Source organism: Agrobacterium sp. CFBP 3001, assembly GCF_027871605.1.
Lineage (GTDB): Bacteria > Pseudomonadota > Alphaproteobacteria > Rhizobiales > Rhizobiaceae > Agrobacterium > Agrobacterium leguminum.
The window spans coordinates 1-20,338 of record NZ_JAQAHD010000023.1 but is presented as its reverse complement, the minus strand read 5'-3'; the positions used below and the strand labels follow the sequence as shown (position 1 = coordinate 20,338).

The following is a 20,338-nucleotide window of genomic DNA, read 5'->3' as shown; positions in this document are numbered from 1 at the left end:
ACCCCCTACGCACTACACGGGTGAAAACTGCGCTTCACGGGCATGGCCGGAAGCGGATTTGGCGAGAGAGGACAGTTGCTGCACCAGCAGACGGCAATCGTCGCGGTCCGTCAGCCATTGTTTCCTGTCGAGTGCCGCGAGGGTGTTGAAGGCGTCCGCATAGGTTTGCGGGTTCATCCGGTTAAACAATGCGGTAAGATCGTCAGCGCCTGCATGTTGCAGGACGAAGCCAATATCGCGCTTTTCGATGAAACGGGCGGTTTCCGTGCCGGCCAGCGCAATCGGCAGGGCGCCATAGAGGCAGCCCTCGTAAAGCCGGTTGGGCAGCAGCCAGCTGGAATTCTGGCCTTCCTCGAAAAAGTCTATCGCCCAGGTGAACTGCACCTCGTTGTAGATCGCGGCGAGGTCTTCGGGGTTTTTGTAAGGCCCATGGAAATGCACATGCGGGGCAGCGGCCACGAAGCCGTCGAAATCTGAAAATTCCGAATAGGCCGGCCGACCGCGCAGGATGATTTCGACCTTGCCCTCCATTCGACGGGCAAATTCGGCAAGGATTTCCAGCGATTTGCGGCAGCGCAGCGCGCCGAACCAGCCGATTTTCCATGGTTCGCCTGGGGCGGGAGCGCGTGGTTGCGGCGTGGCGGCAACGGCCGCATCGAGCGCCAGCACCTTGTTTTCCTGCAGCAGGACGGGAAGATCGAGGCCCGACACGGGCTTGAAATAATGCTCCATGAAGGCCGGAGAGCTGGTGATCAGCAGCTTGGCGTCGCGTGCGAAATAACGCTGCGCGGCATTCAGCACCTGTCCGGGCTTGCCCGTGTTGAGAAGCAGGCGGTGAATGTCGAGACACTCGTAAACCAGCGCCGGCTGTCCGGCATAGATCGACATGGCCCGCTTTGCCAGCGCCAGCATTTCCAGATTTCTGGCAAGAATGACGTCGGGGGCGGGGATGCCGCTCAATGTTTTGCCGAGCGAGAGGCTGGCTTTAGCCACCGCCGCCATGCGCTGCAGAAACTGCCCGTCGGCGGTTTCCCCGAGCACGACGGGTACGACGCCTTCGATCTCCGCCAGTCGGTTCTGTCCGCGCCGGAAGCCCGCCAGCGTCACCCGCGCCCCACCCGCAAGCAGGCTCAGCACCCGCCGACGAATCGCGGGGTCCGACAGATCATGCGCGAGATATAGAACATGGGTCATGCAAGGGTCCGGTTGGTTCATGCGTCAGAGACGCCGCGGATGACGGTTTGGTTCAAAAAAATCAGTTGAGGGCGCAGGCAATGGATTCCGGGAACTGACATTTGTCGCCGAGCGCCGTGAAGGCAAAACGATCAACGACCATCTGCGTCGCGCCGGAATAGGAAAACTTGCCCATCCAGTCCTTCAGCGTGTCGGTGCCCCACAGGCTGAAGAAAATCTTCTGGGCGTTTTGCGGGATTTTCGTCTCATCCGTCACTTCATGGACGAGCTTGCCGTTGACGTAATAACGCAGGCGCTGCGGCTCCCAGACGAAGGCGTAATCGTTGAAGCCGGCATCGGCTCCGCCTTCCACCGGCACCAGCTTCTCATTGCCGCCCTTGGCGGAAATATACTGGTTTAGCTGCACCTGGCCCGTATTCCTGCCCAGCACCTCAAAGTCGATTTCATCGTGCGGCTTCTTGTCGGTCGGGCCGATATAGGTGAAGAAGGCGGAGTTGAGGCCCGAGCCGGTGGCAGCCTTCATGCGTGCCTCATAGGTGCCGTAACGATAGCGCCCCTTGGTCTGGATTTCACCGCAGGCGAATTTGCGGTCGCCGGCCTTGGCTTCTTCAAAACCGAGTGTCAGCTGGCCGTTTTCCACCGTCGCCAGTTTCTTCGACCAGGTGCAGTTCTGATGCGCGCCATTGTTCCAGCCGTCGGAAACGTACCAGAAGCTTCTGTCCATGGAATCGAAGTTCTCGATGAAGGATGCGCCATTGCCTTCCTGCGCCTGGCCCGGCGTCGCAAAGGGAGCAGCCAGAAGGGCCGCGGCGAGAAGAATGCGTGTCTGAACGCGGGTGACAAATGTTGTCATTGGTTCACCTCTGTCGTTGCGAATAAAGCGTTTCGGATGTCGGCGGGCCGATCATGGCGGCCCGTTTTGCCGCAAAGTCGGCCTTCGTCTTGCCTTTGCCGCTGCGGCTTCCGGTCAGCACGGCATAGACGGTCGGCAGGTATTTGCGGGTCTGGGAATTGCTGATCACCAGAATGACGAAGGCGGAAAGCGTCGCGCTGATATAAAAGGCGGGGTAGAAATCCGGCCCGCCCTTGTTCCATACCATCCACATGATGACGAGCAGCGGATAATGGGCGCAGAAAATCCAGAAGCTCAGGCTGCCGGTTTCGGCAAGCCGCTGGCCAAGCCGACTGCGGATCAACAGGGCGGAAGACGCCCAGAAACCGAGCGCGCCGAAAACGGCAAGCAGATTGCGCGACATGTTGAGCCAGAAGGTGAATTCCGGGCCGGTGAAATAAAGTCCCGTCGCCAATATGGCCGAGGCGGCAAAGGTCAGCGCCATGATTGGCACGGCGTAAGGATCGAGCGCCTTGACGTCGACCCGGTGCAGCGCAAGTGCAATGCCGAGCGAAAAACTGAAAAGGATGGATTTCTTCTGGACGATGAAGATCGTCAAATCAGGCATGGCGGTGATGATGAGCAGGATCGCGAGCGTCGGCAGCGCGAAACGGCGCATCAGAAAGGCAAGCACCGGCGACAGCAGGATGCAGACGAAGAGATCACGCAGGAAATATAGCGGCACGTTGACCGGCAGCTCTTCAAGCGCCGTTCCGTGACTGATGATTTCCCGCGGGCTGGCATTCCACAGATCAGGGAAATAGCCGACGCCAAGGTCGAACAGCTGGATAAGCAGCACCGCGGCAAACAGCGCGCCGTTCCACAGAAGGAAGGGCAGCAGCACGGTTTTCGACTTAGAACGGATCGTCGCCGGATAATCGAAACCGCTCATGCCGCGGCGAAACAGCAGATAACCGGAAATGGCGCTGAGACAGGGCACGCCGATGCGAAACAGCGCATCGCCGAGGAAAACCCGCAGCCAGTCGAAGAAACCGTAAAGGCCGAGAAAAGGGCTGGTTTCGGCATCGTGCGGCACATGGACGAACACGATCCCGGAGATCAGCAATATGCGCATCAAATTGATACGGGAGGATAGGTTCTGATCGACAGTCACATCAGTCACCCCTATTGGGCGGCGTCCACCCACGCCGCGTTGCAACCAGAGCGAACTTAAGCCCGCACTGGAAAGTCTGGTTTCGACTTTGGGATAAAATGTGGCGACGCGGGAAAAACACAAGCTTAGATTTTGCGGGTGAATGTCTGGCGTTCCGGTCATTCCTGTTGCTGTAAAAATTCAAATATCTGAAATTACTGGCATTTTTATAAATATCGCCATCGTTAAAAATCGCCTAAGCGTGTGAAATTGTCATTTGTCGTGATATTGCGCTGCAAAAAGAACCGCCATCCCGCCCTGCCGCGGTGAGGAAATCACCGCGGAAAAGGCCGGTTAACGGCGGAAATGAGGCGCGTTTTTCTGCGGTTGAACTAACCCTGAGTTGCGGCATCCCGCATGCGCCGCGATTTGACCATTCCGAGAATTTTCCCGAGCAGCGCCCGTTCTGTCAGCAGGATCAGCACCGCATAGATGAGGCCGCCGACGGCAGCGCCGATGAGAACCTGAAGCGTGGCATTGGGAACGCGCTCAGCCAGAACGTGAAGCAGATAACGCACCGCAACGGCCATCACCAGCGCCGCGATCATCGGCCGGCTGCTGACATAAAGGCCTCGGAAGAAGGGCGTATCGCTCGCCTTGAAGACGGCCCATGAATAGGCGACCAGCGTTACCGCATTGACGATGCAGAGCCACACCATCGCGTCGATCAGGGTGCCATAAAGCGCGGCAAGCCAGACCGCGACGGTGGTGACGATGGCGCGGATCGTTGCCGACCAGAACAGCACGCGGCCGTAACCTGCCCCCTTCAGATAGGGGATGAAGGTGCTGCATGGCGTCAGAATGGCCTTCGACAGGGCGAGCAGACCGAGGACCGGCCAGGCATAGGCCCAGTTCTGCCCGAAGATGACAAGCATGGCCGGCTCCGCCACGGCCCAGAGGCCGAACATCATCGGCGCCAGGAGCACGGTCAGCACCTGCGTACTGAACATCAGCGCATCGCGCCGGCGTTGTGGGTCGTCCATCATGCGGCTGAAGGCGGGAAACAGGACACCCATGACGGCCGACAGAACCACCTGATTGGGAATGCTGGCAAAGCGGTTGGAGGCGGAATAGGCGCCGGCATCGGCCAGACCCAGGTGTCGGGCAATGACCACCATAGGCGACTGGAAGGTAACGAAATTGGCGATTTCCGAGCCCATCAACCCCGAGCTGAAACCGAGAAGCGGCACCAGCCGGCGCGGTTTCATGACGAAACGCGGGCAATAGCGGGAAACGGCGTAAAGCCCGACAAGCCGGATGAGGGCTGCGGCAAAAAGCTGGATGATCAGCGCCCAGACGCCGAAGCCCATGAAGGCGAGCGCGACCGCGACGATGGCCGCGATGCTTTCCGACGCCATGCTCCACAGCGCGTCCTTGCTGAAATTCATCCGTCGCGCCAGCAGCGAATAGGCGACATCGCCGGCAAGCTGCAGCGGGATGAGGAATGCCATGATGCGCAGCAGATAGGCGCTTTCAACAGCACCCAGAAGTCCGCCGAAAAATTCTGCCCAGATGTAGAGGACGGCGGCCATGGTGCAGGAGATGGCGAGATTGGCCCAGAAGACGGTATGGATCGTTTCCATATCCTCTTCCTTTTCGACGATGAGGGCAGAGGTCAGCCCCGCGCCGGCGATCATCGTCAGAAACTGTACAACCGTTAGTCCTACCGCCACCACCCCGAATTCCTCCGGGGAAAGCAGTCTTGCGAGAATTGGGACCGTGACAAATTTAAGCCCGAATGTCCCTGTTTTTGATAAAACGCTCCAGCCGACATTCGTGGTGATGGTCTTTACATTTGGCGCTGGGGGCATACAAGCATCCTGTTTCTGGAGGCCGGCGGGAGGAAAGCCGGTTGGGAGTTGCCGATACCATCGGGGCCGCTTTTAGGATCGGGCCCGACACTTCTTGATCAACGCAAGGGGCGAAACAATGGCAAGATTTACTGTCGTCATTCCCTACTACCAAAAGCAGCACGGTGTCTTGGGACGTGCACTCGCATCGGTTTTTGCGCAGACTTACCAGGATTTCGATCTTGTCATCGTCGATGACGAATCGCCATACCCGATCGATCAGGAACTTGCGGAACTTTCGCAGGGTGAGAAAGACCGGATTCTCGTCATTAAACAGGCCAATGCCGGCCCGGGTGGCGCCCGCAACACCGGTCTGGACAATGTGCCTGACGGCACCGACTATGTCGCCTTTCTTGATTCCGACGATATCTGGACACCCGATCATCTGCAGAATGCGGCCTTTGCGCTTCAGACCTATGGCGGCGAGTGCTACTGGGCATCCATGCAGGCAAGTGACGAATTCTATTATCATTTCGCCATTTCCGAGCTGGAGAAGAATGAGGGTGCGGCAAGGCTTTCCGAGAGGCCGCTGCTGATCGAACTGCCGGATCTGGCAAGTGTGATGCTGCGCAACTGGAGCTTCCTGCATCTCTCCTGCATGGTGATCGGCCGTCCTCTTTTTGAGAAAATCCGCTTTGACCCGGCGCTTCGTCTGGCGGCGGAAGACGTGCTGTTTTTCTGCGATTCCATCCTCGCATCGAAGCGGACACTGCTCTGTGACGACGCCGGCGCGATGCGCGGAATGGGGGTCAATATCTTCCACAGCATCGACAATACCTCGCCGGAATTCCTGCGCCAGCAGTTCAATACCTGGGTGGCGCTCGATACGCTGGAGGGGCGTTTTTCACGCCGGCCGGACGATGTCGCCTCCATCGCTTCCTATAAAAACACGGCGCGCAAACAGGCGCTGTGGAGCCAGGCGGGCAATCTGAAACGGCGCAAGGCACCCGAATTCGGACTGCTCCTGAAATGGGCGATGCGCGATCCGGCACTGCTGCGCGCCGCGTTCGAGCTCGGTGCTGGAAAAATCGTCCGCTCCAGATGAGCGAATTCTCGCCCGCAAGAATTTATATGTTTTTTCACCCAGGAGTGACCTCATGAAACCTTACCACTGGGAATCTCATCACGGAAATTTCGGTGACGATCTCAACCTGTGGCTGTGGGATTTTCTGCTTCCGGGCCTGCGCGATGTGCATGACGACGTCATGCTCGTCGGCGTCGGCACCGTGCTGAACGACGTTCTTTTGCCCGCAAAGCAACGCAAGCTGGTGATCGGCAGCGGCTATGGTTATGGCGCGGTGCCGGATACCAGCACCGAGTTCTGGGATATTCGCTGCGTGCGCGGCGAAAAAACCGCCGCGAAGCTGGGGCTCGCGCCCGAAAAGGGCATTGTCGATCCGGCCGTCATGGTGACCGAGATGCCCGATTTCAAAGGCCTGCCGAAGCTCTACAAGAAAACCTTCGTTCCGCACTGGGAATCGGCGGAATTCGGCATGTGGGAAACCGTCTGCGAACCGGCGGGGCTGACCTATCTCGACCCGCGCGGCGAGGCGAAAGCGGTAATCCGCGCCATCGCCCAGTCGGAATTCATCGTGGCCGAATCCATGCATGGCGCAATTCTTGCCGATGCCTTCCGCGTGCCATGGGTCGCGGTCAGCACCTCGCCGTCGATCAACAGCTTCAAATGGAGCGACTGGGCCGGCAGCGTGGGTGTCGAATATCAGCCGCGCTATGTGCCCGTTTCAACCCGCGCCGAGGCGGCGAAAAAGGGCTCGCGCTTCTGGGGCATGAGCTTCCCGCCGCCGCCCGGCCCCGTCATTGCCGAGACCGGTTCCGTTCCGGCACAGGAAGGCCCGGCGCATGAGGGCGACGTGCTGGTGCGGCCGCAGGAAACGCAGCCTCGGTCATTGCGCAAATTGGCCAAGCAGGTGCTGGCAGCACCTTCCACGCTGGCGCTCTGGCAGGCAAGCCGCGCGGAGCCGCGTCTCAGCCCGGATGGCCGGCTGGAAGAGCGCAAGGAGCGTTTCGCCGCCGTTCTGGAAACGGTGAAGCGGGATTATCTCTGAGGGTGAAGAGTGGATGCGGCAGAGAATTTTCTGCCGCCTTCGCTTGAGGATGCCATCCTCTAGGGTCTCTATCGTCATGCTCGGGCCTGTCCCGAGCATCTGCAACCGACCGATCATACGATACGTGAGTAGATCCTCGGGACAAGCCAAGCCCGAGGATGACGGCGAGGAATTGGCGCAGGTCGTCTTTTCCCCTACGAAACCGGCGTACCGTCCAGCAGATAACGCACGTCCCGCACCGGCGGCGATTTACGGAATCGGGCGGTCTTGTCGCTCCAGATGCCGCGCGTGATGGCGGGCAGGGCGGGGAGCCGCGCAAGGGCATGGCTCAGCGCGCCGCCCATTCCCTTCTGCTTTTTCGCATCGAGAAAATGGCGAAGCTCGAATTTGGCGCGGATGTGTTTTTCGTGTTCCCGCATGATCGCCGTTTCCTCTGCCGAAAGCCGGCAGCCGGCGAGAATGGCCTTGTCCGCCTCGTATAAGCGGCGAAGATCTTCGGTGCGATGGCGGCCGCTCAGCGAGTTGCCGCGCACGATCGCGCCGTAACCGCAATGACGGATGACCTTGTAACGCGCGCCGGCGGCCAGCGCCCGCACGTAAAGCTCGTAATCTTCACCGAGCCGCAGGCCGTCATCGTAACGCAGTGCATGTTTGTCAAGAAAAGCGCGGCGTATGACCGGCTTCAGAAACCCGGTTTCCCCGCGTTCAACGCCGGGCCTGGAAATATTGCCTTCCACGAATTCCGTCAGCGACAGAAACCGCGCCTGCGGTTCGAATCGGGCCGGCTGCATGGAGGATGCGCCGGGGACCGATTGCTGGATGAAGGCGATATTGTCGGCCACCAGATCCCAGTCATCGTCGGCCAGCATGGCGGCAAAACGGCCGCGGAAAAAGAAGTCGTCCGCATCGAGAATGCTGATGAGCGGCGCCGATGAAATAGAGATCGCGTGGTTGCGCGCAGCCGAAGGGCCTCGGTTGACCTCGAATCGCACGACCCGCAGACGGCCCGTGCCGTCATCCGCCGCATGCGCCACATCGCTCGTCGTGTCGGTGGAACCATCGTCGATCACCACCACTTCGCCGACCTCGGGCTCCCCGAGGGCGGAACGTATGGCGATATCGATCGTTTCGGATGCATTTTTCGCAGCGATGATGACGCAAATGGGCTGTGAACCGCTCACCATGTATTGTCCTTCTGCTTTGACCAACCGTCAGGATTTGGCCAGCAGAAAGTGTCACGGGTATGGATGCAAGCGATTTTTTTGCGACGCAGTAAATGAAGCTGCGTGAAAGCTCACATATCGGTCAGTTTTGCACCGTGCGGCGGCGGGCTTTTTACGGCGTCCGCCTGCATTGCCTCGGCACCACGATCCCGCGCGAAGGTTTCGCGCAGCCGCCGCTTTTCCCGGGCGACCAGGACGACAATCCCAATGAAATAACCGACTTGCAGAATGACCGCGCAGATGAGGGTCTGGATGAATGCCGTATAGAACGAGCCGTGGATGAAATATGTCGCAACCGCAAAGGTAAGCAATGCACCGATCATGCTGAAAAAAACACGAGGTGCATACATGGTGCTCTCCTCCCGAGAACGATTTCTCCATTTTTGACTGCGCTGCGGCATTTTTCTTCTTTGCAAGAAATATACGATGAGACCGGTGCTGTTTCAACACACATATACTTCTTCTAACGGTTGCGGCATGAAATTTCGGTAATCTTGATTGGTAAATTCCTCGGTAATCGATGACTTCCCCCAATCGGGGCTGCCTTACCAGGCGATTTCCTGCTTTTTAGAGACATAAAATCGTTCTCTTGCGGCCATTGTCGGCTGTCTTACGCCCTCTGCAGACTTCGTTAACCATCTCGCCTTTAAAAAGTCGGTATTGATTCCTCAGCAAGAGCAAGGTGCCCGCGTGACAACGAGTTCAGAAGTAATCGCCTTTCCGGCAAAGAACCGTATTGCCGACGTAAAAAGATGTGCAACCATGCTCGACCGGCTGCATGGTGTGGAGGCGAATGATTTCTGGCGCAGGGAGTGCCGTGAGCTGGCCGCCCGTCTGATGGCGCTTGGCTATGAGGACGCTGCCATGCGGCGCGAGGTCATGGAATTTCAAAACGCTGTGCAGGCTGAATTGTGGGCGGGCGATGCCACGCCAGAGGCGCGCCGCGACAGCCATTGAGGCCTCAGCGTTTTCCATAAAAAAAGCCGGCAGGTGTCAAACCTGCCGGCTTTTTTGTTCATGCCCGTTTGATCAGGAAGCGCCGGCGCCGCGTGTGCGGGCAACGCCATCGAGTGCGGGCTTGTATTTCGGGTCGAGCCGGGCCGCATGTCCATAGGACTTGGCGGCCTTGGCCATCTCGCCGCGACGCTCATAAACAAGCGCCTGGTTGGCCCAGGATTCCGCCACATTGCCATCCAGCGAAATGGCGTGGTTGAAATCGGCAAAGGCGTTCTCATCGTCGTTCAAGGCGACATAGGAAAGGCCGCGACCATTATAGGGCTCGGGCGACGTCGACGACAGCGAGATTGCCTTGGAGAAGTCCTCGATGGCCTGGGCATGCTGGTTGCGCAGCTGGTAGATCAGGCCGCGATTGTGCCAGGCACGTCCATCGGTGGTTTCAAGCTCGATGGCGCGGGAGAAATCGTTGAAGGCTTCGTTCACACGTCCGGACTGGCGGTAAAGATTGCCGCGGCCGATCAGCGCCACATCGTAGCTCGGATTGATTTGCAGGGCGGCGTTGTAGTCCTGCAGGGCCTGCTGCTGCTGCCCGGAGTTGCGATAGACCAGCGCGCGGTTGGCATAGGCCTGATAAAAGCGTGGGTTGAGCTGCAGCGCCTTGTTGAAATCCTCGATGGCGCGGCGCGAATCGCCGGCGCGGCCGTAAGCCGAGCCACGGACGTTATAGCCTTCGGGATCCTGGGGATTGGCGTTGATGACCGAGGTAAGCGAGGCGATGTTTTCCTGCGAACCCTGGGCACGGTCGATCCTGAACACATCCTCCGTCTGGTTGGATGTCGCGCAGCCGGAAAGACCGGCAAGGACGGTACAGACGACCAGAGAAGCGCGGAACCCTCTGTTGTTTTTCAATGGCACCCGGCGCGTGGAGGCATCGGAGTTTTTCACAACACAGGCGTCGACAGCGATCATTCGGTGTGGGTTCCCTCGCAGGCCGGTCTCACGGTCGTTTTCAAGAGCGTTCTCCGGCCACAAACACAAAGAGCGGCGGCGAATTGATCGCCCCCGCCCAACAAGCATTCAAAAACGTCCAAAAGACGGCCTATTAACGGCCTGCGCGGGGGCCTGCAACCAGACCTTCGCGCTGTGCACGCTTGCGTGCCAGCTTGCGAACGCGGCGAACGGCTTCAGCCTTTTCGCGAGCGCGCTTCTGGGAGGGCTTTTCGTAGTAATCGCGCATTTTCATTTCACGGAAAATGCCTTCGCGCTGCATCTTTTTCTTCAGGGCGCGGAGCGCCTGATCAACGTTATTGTCGCGGACTAGTACCTGCACGTTAAACCCGTTCCTTTGGTTTGGTTAATTTGCTATGTGAATAAGGCATTCGCACGCAAATAAAAAATCGTTCGTTCGGCTGTCGAGCCGGGCGATTGGTGACGTGCAATAACAGATCATTTGAGCCAAGTCCAGCCGGTAGCGCATAATCACCCAGCAAAATGCGGCTTGCCCGGAATTCTGCCTGTGATGTCGAAACAAAATCATTGCGGCGTCGCAAAATGGATATTGCCTCCCATCCCGATTTGCCATGTGTATGATAAGGGCCGGAGCCATGTTTCCGGCTTCTGGCCGGTTCTTGAGGAGCAGATTGCGAATGCGCAAATATTCCGTTTTTGCCGTGGCGCGTGAGGCGCTCAGGGGTCATAAGGGGTGGGATGCGCAATGGGCCTCGCCCGAGCCGCGCAAGGATTACGATGTCATCATCATTGGCGGCGGCGGCCATGGGCTGGGGGCTGCCTATTATCTTGCCAAGGAACACGGCATTACCAATGTTGCAGTTCTGGAAAAAGGCTGGCTTGGCGGCGGCAATACCGGCCGCAACACCACCATCATCCGCTCCAACTATCTCTATGAAGAGAGCATGGATATTTACGAGCATTCCCTGAAACTGTGGGAAGGCCTGAGCCAGGATCTCAATTACAACGTCATGTATTCGGCGCGCGGCGTGATGATGCTGTCGCACAATATTCATGACCGGCAGTCCTTCAGCCGCCATATCAATGCCAACCGTCTTTACGGCATCGACAATGAGTGGCTGACGCCGGAGCAGGCGAAAGCCTATTGCCCGCCGCTCGATATATCAGGCAATGCGCGTTATCCGATCAACGGCGCTGCCCTCCAGCGCCGCGGCGGCACGGCGCGCCACGATGCTGTGGCCTGGGGTTATGCCCGCGCGGCCTCCGACCGCGGCGTGCACATCATCCAGAACTGCGAGGTTACGGGCATTCGCCGCGGGCCGGACGGGGCGGTGACGGGTGTGGAAACCAATCGCGGTTTCATCGGTGCGAAGAAGATCGGCGTTTCCGCCGCCGGTCATTCCTCCGTCATCATGAAAATGGCGGATGTGCGCGTTCCGCTGCATTCCAACCCGCTGCAGGCGCTGGTTTCGGAACCGCTGAAGCCGATTTTCCCCTGCGTGGTGATGTCCAACACGGTCCACGCCTATATTTCGCAATCCGACAAGGGCGAGCTGGTCATCGGCGCAGGTACCGATCAATATAACTCCTATTCCCAGACCGGCGGCCTGCAGATCATCACCCACACGCTCGACGCGATCTGCGAGCTGTTCCCGATCTTCCGCCGCGTCAAGATGATGCGCCAATGGGGCGGCATTACCGACAACACACCCGACCGCTCGGCGATCCAGAGCGTGACGCCGGTGCAGAACCTCTTCGTCAATTGCGGCTGGGGTACGGGCGGCTTCAAGGCGACGCCGGGTTCGGCCAATCTTTTCGCGCATCTCATCGCGCGGGGTGAACCGCATCGTCTGGCGGCGGGGCTGACGCTCGACCGGTTCCGCACCGGCCGTCTTATTGATGAGGCTGCCGCTGCCGCGGTGGCGCATTGATGCTGGCGGCGGCCATGCTTGCGATCAACATATCAGGCGCGGCCGTGCCCGTGCCCGTCGGCAGCGTCATTCCCGAGGCCAGGGATTTTCGCAGCCAGAAGATTGCTAAGATGCAGGGTGAGAAAGACTGGCCCTTCATGGCGGAAAAAGGCCTGCTTCTCTGCGCTCCAAGTCTCGCGAACAAGATGGTTTATTTTGTCGGTGAGAAGGAGGATGGCGGGCAGGATTACCCCTTCGCGATCGACACCGACATGATGGCGGTTGCCATCGTCAATATGGGCCGGGCCTCGGCGCTACGCCCTTTCGATAATTTCGAGCAGCTTTTAAAGCGGCTTTCCCCTTTCGTAGCCATGGGAAAGCGGCTGTGTGACCAACCCGCCGGAACGATCCTTCCGGAAAATTCTCTCTAGGTGGAGCGACGATGCTTCTGATCCATTGCCCCTATTGCGGGGAAGACCGTTCCGAACTGGAATTCCGCTGGGCGGGCGAAGCCCATATCGCCCGGCCGGAAAACATCGCCGATATTTCCGACGAGGCCTTCGCCGAATATTTCTTCATTCGCGACAATGACAAGGGCCTCGTTTTCGAGCGCTGGCGTCACATTCACGGCTGCGGCCGCTTCTTCAACGCCGCCCGCGATTCGGTCAGCGACAAATTCCTGATGACCTACAAGGCGGGTGAGCCGAAACCCGATACTGAGACGGTCCTTTCCGCAGAAAAGGGAGCCGGGCAATGAGCGGCGATTATCGTATCAAGGGGGCCGGTCGTCTCACCCCGGCCAGAACCGCGCGCTTCACCTTCGATGGCAAGATTTATCAGGCGCTGGAGGGGGACACGGTCGCCTCCGCGCTTCTGGCCAATGGCGTGCATCTGATCGGCCGCTCGTTCAAATATCACCGGCCGCGCGGCTTCCTTTCCGCCGGGCCGGAAGAGCCGAATGCGCTGATCGACGTTTCCCGCGACAGTCTGCGCAAGCAGCCCAATGTGCGTGCCACGGTGCAGGAAGTGTTCGACGGCGCGATCATCGCCTCGCAGAACCGCTTTCCGTCGCTATCCTTCGATCTGAGCGCCATCAACGATCTCCTGTCGCCGATGTTCGCGGCCGGTTTTTATTATAAGACCTTCATGTGGCCGAAGGCCGCCTGGCACAGGGTTTACGAACCGCTGATCCGCCGCGCCGCCGGTCTTGGCAAGGCGCCGAGCGAGCCGGATGCGGATCATTATTCCGGTCGTTATGCCCATTGCGATGTGCTGGTGGCCGGTGCCGGCGTCGCTGGTCTGACGGCGGCGCTTGCTGCCGCGAAAACCGGCGTCAGCGTCATTATGGTCGATGAAAATGCCGAAGTCGGCGGCGCGCTGCGTTTCGACACTGGCACGGTTATCGACGGTCTGCCCGGTTACGAATGGGCGCAGAAGGTTTTTGCCGAACTGAAGTCCCTGCCCAATGTGCGGGTTCTCACCCGCACCACCGCTTTTGGTTATTACAACCACAATTTCGTGGCGCTGGCCGAGCGGGTGACCGATCATCTCGCCACGCCCGCCAGACACCAGCCGCGCGAGCGGCTGTGGCAGGTGCGCGCCAAAAAGGTCGTGCTGGCGGCGGGTGCGATCGAACGTCACATGGTCTTTGCCAATAATGACCGCCCCGGCATCATGCTGGCCTCGGCCGCACGTACCTATCTCAACCATTACGGCGTCGCCGTGGGTCAAAATGTCGGGGTCTACACCGCCCATGATTCGGCCTATGAGACGGCCTTCGATCTGAAGAAGGCCGGGGTGAAAATCGCCGCCATCGTCGATTGCCGCGAGAACCCGCATCAGCGCCTGCTGGATGAGGCGCGGGCGCTCGGCATCGAAGTGCTGGCGGGCCATAGCGTTTACAATACCGCCGGCCGCCTGCGTGTGTCTTCCATGACAGTTGGCCGCAATGGCGGTTCCAACAAGCGCAAGATCGCCATCGATGCGCTGGTGGTTTCGGCCGGATGGACGCCATCAGTGCATCTCTTCTCGCAATCGCGCGGCAAGCTGAAGTTTGACGCGGCTAACCAGCGTTTCCTGCCAGATATCCATGTGCAGAACGGTGTTTCCATCGGCGCCTGCAACGGCACGGACGATCTTTCCGCGTTGATCGCCGAGGCTGCGGCTGCCGGTGGCGGCGGCGTGGAGTTTTCCGGTGAGAATGCAAGGATTTGGACAGGCGGCATGATCGGTGCGGCCGAAGGCGCGGGTGAGGGCACCGGCGTCAAGGCCTTCATCGATTTCCAGCACGATGTCTGCGCCAAGGATATCCGCCTTGCCGTGCGCGAAGGCATGCATTCCGTCGAGCATATCAAGCGCTTCACCACCAATGGCATGGCGTCCGATCAGGGCAAGATGTCCAATATGCACGGCCTTGCCATCGCATCGGAGGCGCTTGGCCGGGATTTGCCCAAGGTCGGTCTCACCACCTTCCGCCAGCCCTATACGCCGGTCACCTTCGGCACGCTCATCAACCATTCGCGCGGCGCGCTGTTCGACCCGGCCCGCAAGACGCCGATGCACGAGGAAGAGCTGGCTGCCGGCGCGGTGTTCGAGGATGTCGGCAACTGGAAACGCGCCTGGTTCTTCCCGCGGGCGGGCGAGGACATGCATGAGGCGATCAACCGCGAATGCAAGACGGTTCGGACAAGCGTCGGCGTGTTCGATGCCTCCACACTCGGCAAGATCGAAGTGGTCGGCCCGGATGCGGCGAAGTTCCTGAACCTCATCTACACCAATGCCTGGGACACGCTGAAACCCGGCCGTTGCCGTTACGGCATCATGACCCGCGAAGACGGTTTCGTTTACGACGACGGCGTCGTCGGGCGTCTTGCCGAAGACCGTTTCCATGTGACGACCACCACGGGCGGCGCGCCGCGCGTTCTCCAGCACATGGAAGATTATCTCCAGACCGAATTCCCCGATCTCAATGTCTGGCTCACCTCGGCTACCGAACAATGGGCCGTGATTGCCGTGCAGGGGCCAAAGGCGCGCGAGGTTATCGCGCCCTTCGTCGAGGGCATCGATCTCTCGCCGGAGGCCTTCCCGCATATGGCGGTGGCCGAAGGCACCTTCTGCGGTGTGCCGACACGGCTTTTCCGCGTGTCTTTCACAGGCGAACTCGGTTTCGAAATCAACGTTCCGGCCGATTACGGCGCGGCCGTCTGGTCGGCGATCCGCGAAAGGGCCGAAGCCGTCGGCGGCTGCCTTTATGGCACCGAGACCATGCATATCCTGCGTGCGGAAAAGGGCTATATCATCGTCGGGCAGGATACGGACGGCACGGTGACGCCTGACGATGCCGGGCTTGCCTGGGCCGTTTCCAAGAAGAAGACGGATTTCGTCGGCATTCGCGGGCTGAAACGCACCGATCTCACGCGCTCCGGCCGCAAACAGCTGGTCGGCCTGAAGACGAAAGACCGGCTGACCGTTCCGGACGAGGGCGGCCAGATCGTTGTCGATCCGAACCAGCCGAAACCCATGACCATGCTCGGCCATGTCACCTCCGCCTACTGGTCGGAAAATCTCGGCCATTCCATCGCTTTTGCGCTGGTGGCGGATGGCAGGGCGCGGATGGGCGAAACGCTCTATATTCCGCTCGCCGATAAAACCATTGCCGTCGAAGTGACCGACATGGTCTTCCTCGACAAGGAAGGAGCCCGTCTCAATGGCTGACAAACTTCACGCAAAACGCAAATCCGTGCTCGAGGATTTTCACGGCGGCTCTCCCTTTGTTTCGCTGAAACCTGCTGCTTCCGCCTCGCGGCTCTCGCTGCGCGCCCGGGAAAGCGCCCTGCCGGCACTTTCGGAAGCGCTCGGTCTTGCCCTGCCGGCCCGCCCGAAAAGCTCCGTCACCTCGGGCCTGCGGTCCGCTTTGTGGCTCGGCCCGGATGAATGGCTGGTGATTGATCAGGGCGAGAGCGACCTGATGGCGGCTCTCGCCGGCGTTTCCGGCCTGTTTTCTGCAACCGATATTTCCCACCGCAATACGGCCGTCATCGTCTCCGGTGCCGGTGCGGAAGCGGCACTCAATGCCGGCTGCCCGCAGGATCTTTCTCTCGCAAAGTTCCCGGTCGGCGCGTGCTCGCGCACCGTTTTCGGCAAGGCGGAAGTGGTGCTGCTGCGCACGGCGGACGATACGTTCCGGGTGGAATGCTGGCGTTCCTTTGCGGAATATGTCGGCGGGCTGTTGCAGGAAGCGGCTGAGGACGTGGCGGTTTAACCGGCCATCCACCCCCGCCATTCCACCCACCGCCCATGGAAATCGGCTCGGCCGATTTCCTGTTTCTCGCCGGTCGGCCAGATCTGCAGGGTAATGGCGGCACCGCCCGGCGTCGCATCCGCCTCCATTTGCAGCCGGGCAAACGGGGCATCCGGCGTGGCGCGGGTTCCAGCTTCGGCAATCACAGCCTCGCCTTCCTGTTTCAGTTCATCGGGCAGATATTGCCAGGCGACTGAGTGATAGACGACGTGGACAGCACCCGCATATTGCGTGGCAAGGCGGCATTTCAGCCAGTCGACCGCGTCCGCCTTCTCCACATGCAGACCATGTTCCACGGCTATCCGCAGGGCGGCGGCGGTTCGCTCCAGCCTGTCTGTCTGATCGGCCCAGACATAGGACATCAGCCGCAGGCGATCTTCGGCGGATGATGGGTCGAGCGGGTTGAGATCGCAGCCGGCGCGCTCGATAACCTCGATCCGCTCATGGGCGGGCGTGTCGCCGCGCCATTCCGGTGACAGGAAAACATCGGATTGCTCACCCCAGGCGAGATCGCCGAGGCGATATCGGTAACGGTCGAATTGCAGGTTGAGGCCAGCGCTGGCTCCGACTTCGGAAAGCACCAGCGGCTTGCCGGTCAGTGCCGCAATCGAAAGAAAGCCCGGCAGCAGAACGGCGGAACGCCGAACCTCGTTGGTCTGCGGCGGTGATTTCAATCTTTCGAGGATGAAGGCGGAATGAAAACGCAGGGCGCTGGCGCAGGCCTGCCAGAGCGCTTCTTCGTCTTCCGGCGGGATATCGGCAAGCGGCGCGATCTTTTCCTCGATGGCGAGCGCATGCAGGGCGCCCGCCAGCCGGAGGGGAACGGAATCGCCCGAGGGGCCGACATCGCCCGGCCAGGATAAAATCCGCTCGCCCACCTCGGTATGGCGGTCGAGCCTTGCTGCCATGGTGCGGCAGAGCCGCGCGGTAAAGGGCGAGCCGAGGCTGTCGCAGGCTCTTGCCTGCACGAGAAACGCATTCCTTACGGCTTCGTCATGCATGCGGTCTCTCCCTTGCGGCAGTTTCAGGCGTCTTCCGGCCTGTCCTCCGGGTTGAACTGGCTGATGGTGGTCCAGCGCGCGGTAAGCGCCGGCTTTTTCTCGTTTTCGATGTCCACCGTCACGTCATAGGTCGTCATCAACATGGCCGCGCCGCGAAAACGCGCCTCCGCCAGCGTGAAGCGGCCGCGCACCCGCGCACCGCTTTTGACCGGCGTAACGAAACGAACGGCATCGAAGCCGTAATTGATGCCCATGGTCTGTTCGCGGATGCGGGGCAGAGCATCGTAATTCAGCGCCGAAAGCAGAGACAGCGTCAGGAATCCATGCGCGATGGTGCCGCCAAAGGGGCTTTCCGCTTTGGCGCGCTCCGGGTCAGTGTGGATGAATTGTTCGTCCAGCGTCGCCTTTCCGAAAGCGTCAATCATTGTCTGATCGACAGTAATCCAGTCGGAGACGCCCATTTCCGTGCCGACCAGATTTTTCATCTCCGCCAGCGCAATTTCTTTTGTCATGTTACCTCCGTCCGCATTGTTTCCAGGGACTTATACGGCTGGCGACGCGAAGGGATCAACTGCGCAGATAAAACACCACGGAACGGGCGGGCAGGAAGGCGGGATTGCCGAAATCCGTGCCGATCGCATGCCAGCCATCGCCGGGCAGCGTGAAAGGAACGATCTCGCGACCGCGATTGATGAGAACCGCAAGCTCGACCTCGACGCCCGTTTCGCGGTCCGACGTTGAAAGCACCATGGCGAAGGCGGGTCCATTCGGGCTTTCCCAGTCCGCAATCGTCATGGGCTCCCCGCCCGGGGCAAGCCATGTCACATCGCCGCTGCCGGAAAAGAAGCCGGTCTCGGAAAAGACGCCGAAGCGTTTGCGAAGCGCTGCGAGAAATGCCGTGTGATCGATCAGTTCGGGCACAAGCGAAGACCAGTCGACCCAGGTGATGTCATTGTCCTGACAATAGGCGTTGTTGTTGCCATGCTGGCTGCGGCCGCCCTCATCGCCGGCGGTCAGCATCAAGACGCCGCGGCTGACGAACAGGGTGGAAAGCAGCGCCTTCACATCCGCAATGCGGGCGGCGACAATGGCAGGATCATCCGTCAGGCCTTCGAAACCATTGTTCCAGGAGTGGTTTTCATTGTGGCCGTCGCGATTGTTCTCGCCGTTTTTCTCATTGTGCTTGTGTTCGTGGCTGACGAGATCGAACAGGGTGAAACCGTCATGGGCAGCGAGAAAGTTGACGCTGCGGCTGTTCAAGCGGCCATGGCGGGAAAAGATCGGCGAAGACCCGGAAAGCGCATCTGCCAGCGCCCCGATGGTGCCGGCGTCGCCGCGCCAGAAGCGGCGCATATCGTCGCGGGCGCGGTCGTTCCACTCCAGAAAGCTTTCGGGGAAATTGCCCAGCTGATATCCACCGGGGCCGATATCCCATGGTTCGGCGATCAGCAGGCGGTCATAAAGTGCCGGGTCCGAATGCATGGCCGCGAGCGTTTCGCTTGCCATGTCGAAGCCATTGGCCGTTCGCCCGAGTACGGGCGCGAGGTCGAAACGGAAGCCATCCACGCCGGCATTCAGAACGAAATGTCGGAGGGAATCGACGATGAGCTGGCGAATATAGGGATGGTCGCAGGCAACCGTATTGCCGGTGCCGGTATCGTTGACCAGCACGCCCGGTTTTCCCGGCGGGTGGCGGAAGGCGGTGAGGTTATCGAGCCCGCGCAACGACAGGATCGAACCTTCGATATCGCTTTCGCCCGTATGGTTGAAGACCAGATCGAGAATGACGCCGATGCCCTCCGCATGCAGCGCCGCAATCGTATCCCGCAATTCCCGCACGCCGCCGGGGCAGAGGCGCGGATCGAGCGCCATGAAGCCGACGGGATTATAACCCCAGGCGTTGGAAAGGCCGAGCGGCGGCAGGTGGCGCTCATCGATCCAGGCGGTGATCGGCATCAACTCCACCGCATCGACGCCGATCTTTTTCAGGTACGCGATAATGGCGGGATGGGCAAGTGCGGCAACGGTGCACCCGATCTCTTCCGGCACTTCAGGATGCAGCCGGGTGAAGGATTTGACGGCGAGTTCGTAAATCAGCCCGCCTTCGGCAAAAAGCGGCGGTTGACGCCTGATCGGCTCATGCTGAGAAAGAATCGCTTTCGGCATGATCCCGCCGGTCTCCGCACCAAAGGCGTAAAGTGCGGGATCGTGCCGGAAGGGGCGGTCGATCTCCGTGGCATAGGGGTCGAGCAGCAGCTTTGCAGGATCGAACCAGAGGCCGTGTTCGGGAGCGTAAATGCCGTGAGCGCGAAAGCCATATCGCGTGCCGGGGCCGGCATCGGAGACGGTCAACCGGTGAACGTCATCTTCACCGCGCGCCATCGGCAAACGCGCCGTTTCTTTCTCGCCGTTAGCATCGAAAAGGCAGAGATCGACCTGCGAGGCGTGCCGGGAATAGACCGTGAATTCCGTTCCGTTTTCCGTCTGGATTGCGCCTTTGGGGAAAACGGAAGGTGTCTGCATGGTCTGTCTCTCCGGGGGATAGTTGTTTCTTCTTCGTAAGGGTAGAAGGTGGCCGTTAATGGAAGGCGGGTATGCGTCCGCCTGTGATCGATGGCGAACCCAAAACCTCTCCTCCGTCATGCTCGGGCCTGTCCCGAGCATCTGCTACGCATTGATTGGACGATGCGTTGGCAGATCCTCGGCACAAGGCCACTACTGTCCGGTTTAAATTTGCGGCCATTGGAAGGCCATCTGGATTTGGTTTCTGGGTTTGTCTGGTGGCGGGTCGAGAAGCCGATCGGTGCGTCGCCGGTGCATGAG

19 protein-coding genes are annotated in these 20,338 nt (G+C 59.9%); 8 read left to right on the top strand and 11 right to left on the bottom strand.

The features are described 5' to 3' along the window. Positions 1–12: 12 nt before the first annotated feature. The 4 genes from PH605_RS21640 to PH605_RS21625 all read right to left on the bottom strand — a co-directional run bounded on the left by PH605_RS21640 (position 13) and on the right by PH605_RS21625 (position 5,050). The gene (locus PH605_RS21640) at positions 13–1,194 is read right to left on the bottom strand and encodes a glycosyltransferase family 4 protein (RefSeq protein ID WP_142846030.1); all 1,182 of its coding nucleotides are present in this window, start codon (positions 1,192–1,194) and stop codon (positions 13–15) included. 61 nt (positions 1,195–1,255) lie between these two features. Next, entirely contained in the window at positions 1,256–2,047 is a 792-nt protein-coding gene (locus tag PH605_RS21635) for a glycoside hydrolase family 16 protein (protein WP_065657387.1), read from the bottom strand. Between the two features lie 4 nt (positions 2,048–2,051). Beyond that, positions 2,052–3,200 carry an acyltransferase family protein gene (locus tag PH605_RS21630; protein WP_142846031.1) on the bottom strand — a complete coding sequence of 383 codons (1,149 nt, stop codon included), beginning with the start codon at positions 3,198–3,200 and terminating at the stop codon, positions 2,052–2,054. A gap of 371 nt (positions 3,201–3,571) precedes the next feature. Next, positions 3,572–5,050 carry a lipopolysaccharide biosynthesis protein gene (locus PH605_RS21625; RefSeq protein WP_142846032.1) on the bottom strand — a complete coding sequence of 493 codons (1,479 nt, stop codon included), beginning with the start codon at positions 5,048–5,050 and terminating at the stop codon, positions 3,572–3,574. 118 nt (positions 5,051–5,168) lie between these two features. On the opposite strand from PH605_RS21625, the gene PH605_RS21620 reads away from it, so the two are divergent. Beyond that, on the top strand, positions 5,169–6,134 hold the full coding sequence (locus tag PH605_RS21620) for a glycosyltransferase family 2 protein (protein WP_078053654.1): 966 nt from the start codon (positions 5,169–5,171) through the stop codon (positions 6,132–6,134). A 52-nt stretch (positions 6,135–6,186) separates the two neighbouring features. Continuing rightward, complete coding sequence (locus tag PH605_RS21615) at positions 6,187–7,155, top strand: polysaccharide pyruvyl transferase family protein (RefSeq protein WP_142846033.1); 969 nt, start codon at positions 6,187–6,189, stop codon at positions 7,153–7,155. A 194-nt stretch (positions 7,156–7,349) separates the two neighbouring features. On the opposite strand, the gene PH605_RS21610 is transcribed toward PH605_RS21615, so the two are convergent. Then, the gene (locus tag PH605_RS21610; RefSeq protein ID WP_065657383.1) at positions 7,350–8,339 is read right to left on the bottom strand and encodes a glycosyltransferase family 2 protein; all 990 of its coding nucleotides are present in this window, start codon (positions 8,337–8,339) and stop codon (positions 7,350–7,352) included. Between the two features lie 110 nt (positions 8,340–8,449). Beyond that, on the bottom strand, positions 8,450–8,728 hold the full coding sequence (locus PH605_RS21605) for an exopolysaccharide production repressor protein (protein ID WP_065657382.1): 279 nt from the start codon (positions 8,726–8,728) through the stop codon (positions 8,450–8,452). A gap of 340 nt (positions 8,729–9,068) precedes the next feature. On the opposite strand from PH605_RS21605, the gene PH605_RS21600 reads away from it, so the two are divergent. Then, positions 9,069–9,335: a DUF6074 family protein gene (locus PH605_RS21600; protein WP_035239160.1), complete on the top strand. Its 267-nt coding sequence runs from the start codon at positions 9,069–9,071 to the stop codon at positions 9,333–9,335. A 72-nt stretch (positions 9,336–9,407) separates the two neighbouring features. Here PH605_RS21600 and PH605_RS21595 read toward each other — a convergent pair whose 3' ends face one another. After that, complete coding sequence (locus PH605_RS21595; protein WP_003508539.1) at positions 9,408–10,304, bottom strand: tetratricopeptide repeat protein; 897 nt, start codon at positions 10,302–10,304, stop codon at positions 9,408–9,410. A 133-nt stretch (positions 10,305–10,437) separates the two neighbouring features. Then, positions 10,438–10,665, bottom strand: coding sequence for a 30S ribosomal protein S21 (gene rpsU, locus PH605_RS21590; RefSeq protein ID WP_003508541.1), 228 nt, complete (start codon positions 10,663–10,665; stop codon positions 10,438–10,440). Positions 10,666–10,981: 316 nt separating this feature from the next. Here rpsU and PH605_RS21585 point away from each other — a divergent pair, with 316 nt between their 5' ends. The 5 genes from PH605_RS21585 to PH605_RS21565 are packed head-to-tail and all read left to right on the top strand — an operon-like array spanning position 10,982 to position 16,475. Continuing rightward, on the top strand, positions 10,982–12,235 hold the full coding sequence (locus tag PH605_RS21585; RefSeq protein ID WP_059756984.1) for a sarcosine oxidase subunit beta family protein: 1,254 nt from the start codon (positions 10,982–10,984) through the stop codon (positions 12,233–12,235). Beyond that, a complete protein-coding gene (locus PH605_RS21580) occupies positions 12,235–12,645 on the top strand; it encodes a hypothetical protein (RefSeq protein ID WP_161987979.1) in 411 nt (136 codons plus the stop codon). The genes PH605_RS21585 and PH605_RS21580 overlap by 1 nt, the downstream gene beginning before the upstream one ends. Positions 12,646–12,656: 11 nt before the next feature. Next, the gene (locus PH605_RS21575) at positions 12,657–12,971 is read left to right on the top strand and encodes a sarcosine oxidase subunit delta (RefSeq protein ID WP_003508553.1); all 315 of its coding nucleotides are present in this window, start codon (positions 12,657–12,659) and stop codon (positions 12,969–12,971) included. Further along, positions 12,968–15,928: a sarcosine oxidase subunit alpha gene (locus tag PH605_RS21570; protein ID WP_142846036.1), complete on the top strand. Its 2,961-nt coding sequence runs from the start codon at positions 12,968–12,970 to the stop codon at positions 15,926–15,928. The genes PH605_RS21575 and PH605_RS21570 overlap by 4 nt, the downstream gene beginning before the upstream one ends. Next, positions 15,921–16,475, top strand: a complete 555-nt coding sequence (locus tag PH605_RS21565) for a sarcosine oxidase subunit gamma (RefSeq protein ID WP_065657378.1) — start codon at positions 15,921–15,923, stop codon at positions 16,473–16,475. Before PH605_RS21570 ends, PH605_RS21565 begins: the two co-directional genes overlap by 8 nt. On the opposite strand, the gene PH605_RS21560 is transcribed toward PH605_RS21565, so the two are convergent. From PH605_RS21560 to glgX, 3 genes are read right to left on the bottom strand one after another with little or no spacing between them, the layout of a single operon-like run. Beyond that, a complete protein-coding gene (locus PH605_RS21560) occupies positions 16,472–17,515 on the bottom strand; it encodes a DUF2332 domain-containing protein (protein ID WP_142846038.1) in 1,044 nt (347 codons plus the stop codon). The genes PH605_RS21565 and PH605_RS21560 overlap by 4 nt on opposite strands. A 23-nt stretch (positions 17,516–17,538) precedes the next feature. Beyond that, positions 17,539–18,027 carry a MaoC family dehydratase gene (locus PH605_RS21555; RefSeq protein ID WP_020809754.1) on the bottom strand — a complete coding sequence of 163 codons (489 nt, stop codon included), beginning with the start codon at positions 18,025–18,027 and terminating at the stop codon, positions 17,539–17,541. Between the two features lie 55 nt (positions 18,028–18,082). Further along, positions 18,083–20,038 (bottom strand): glycogen debranching protein GlgX, encoded by a 1,956-nt coding sequence (gene glgX / locus PH605_RS21550; RefSeq protein ID WP_142846040.1) that lies wholly within the window; start codon positions 20,036–20,038, stop codon positions 18,083–18,085. Between the last annotated feature and the right edge of the window lie 300 nt (positions 20,039–20,338).

Coding starts and splice junctions, on each gene's coding strand:
- PH605_RS21640 (WP_142846030.1), bottom strand. CDS start 1,194: ATGACCCATGTTCTATATCTCGCGCATGATCTGTCGGACCCCGCGATT.
- PH605_RS21635 (WP_065657387.1), bottom strand. CDS start 2,047: ATGACAACATTTGTCACCCGCGTTCAGACACGCATTCTTCTCGCCGCG.
- PH605_RS21625 (WP_142846032.1), bottom strand. CDS start 5,050: ATGCCCCCAGCGCCAAATGTAAAGACCATCACCACGAATGTCGGCTGG.
- PH605_RS21620 (WP_078053654.1), top strand. CDS start 5,169: ATGGCAAGATTTACTGTCGTCATTCCCTACTACCAAAAGCAGCACGGT.
- PH605_RS21615 (WP_142846033.1), top strand. CDS start 6,187: ATGAAACCTTACCACTGGGAATCTCATCACGGAAATTTCGGTGACGAT.
- PH605_RS21610 (WP_065657383.1), bottom strand. CDS start 8,339: ATGGTGAGCGGTTCACAGCCCATTTGCGTCATCATCGCTGCGAAAAAT.
- PH605_RS21605 (WP_065657382.1), bottom strand. CDS start 8,728: ATGTATGCACCTCGTGTTTTTTTCAGCATGATCGGTGCATTGCTTACC.
- PH605_RS21595 (WP_003508539.1), bottom strand. CDS start 10,304: ATGATCGCTGTCGACGCCTGTGTTGTGAAAAACTCCGATGCCTCCACG.
- PH605_RS21585 (WP_059756984.1), top strand. CDS start 10,982: ATGCGCAAATATTCCGTTTTTGCCGTGGCGCGTGAGGCGCTCAGGGGT.
- PH605_RS21580 (WP_161987979.1), top strand. CDS start 12,235: ATGCTGGCGGCGGCCATGCTTGCGATCAACATATCAGGCGCGGCCGTG.
- PH605_RS21575 (WP_003508553.1), top strand. CDS start 12,657: ATGCTTCTGATCCATTGCCCCTATTGCGGGGAAGACCGTTCCGAACTG.
- PH605_RS21570 (WP_142846036.1), top strand. CDS start 12,968: ATGAGCGGCGATTATCGTATCAAGGGGGCCGGTCGTCTCACCCCGGCC.
- PH605_RS21565 (WP_065657378.1), top strand. CDS start 15,921: ATGGCTGACAAACTTCACGCAAAACGCAAATCCGTGCTCGAGGATTTT.
- PH605_RS21560 (WP_142846038.1), bottom strand. CDS start 17,515: ATGCATGACGAAGCCGTAAGGAATGCGTTTCTCGTGCAGGCAAGAGCC.
- PH605_RS21555 (WP_020809754.1), bottom strand. CDS start 18,027: ATGACAAAAGAAATTGCGCTGGCGGAGATGAAAAATCTGGTCGGCACG.
- glgX (WP_142846040.1), bottom strand. CDS start 20,038: ATGCAGACACCTTCCGTTTTCCCCAAAGGCGCAATCCAGACGGAAAAC.